This window comes from Vibrio sp. 10N.286.52.C3 (assembly GCF_041468865.1).
GTDB classification, from domain to species: domain Bacteria; phylum Pseudomonadota; class Gammaproteobacteria; order Enterobacterales; family Vibrionaceae; genus Vibrio; species Vibrio crassostreae_C.
This window is the reverse complement of sequence record NZ_JBFRJM010000108.1, coordinates 1-281: the sequence shown is the minus strand read 5'-3', so window position 1 is coordinate 281 and position 281 is coordinate 1. Positions and strand designations below refer to the sequence as shown.

The window sequence follows — 281 nt, the reverse complement described above, 5'->3', positions numbered from 1 at the left end:
GCATATCTTGACGCGAGAGGTCCGAAGATCCCCCTCTTTGGCCCGTAGGCATTATGCGGTATTAGCCATCGTTTCCAATGGTTATCCCCCACATCAAGGCAATTTCCTAGGCATTACTCACCCGTCCGCCGCTCGACGCCCATTAACGCACCCGAAGGATTGTTAGTGTCGTTTCCGCTCGACTTGCATGTGTTAGGCCTGCCGCCAGCGTTCAATCTGAGCCATGATCAAACTCTTCAATTTAAGATTTTGTGACTCAACGAATACTGACTTCAAAACTA

At 49.5% G+C, this 281-nt stretch carries 1 rRNA gene; it reads right to left on the bottom strand.

Features of this window, described 5'->3' with window-relative positions:
* Positions 1 to 243 (bottom strand): 16S ribosomal RNA (locus tag AB4138_RS23425); the annotation flags it as partial.
* Positions 244 to 281 lie beyond the last annotated feature (38 nt).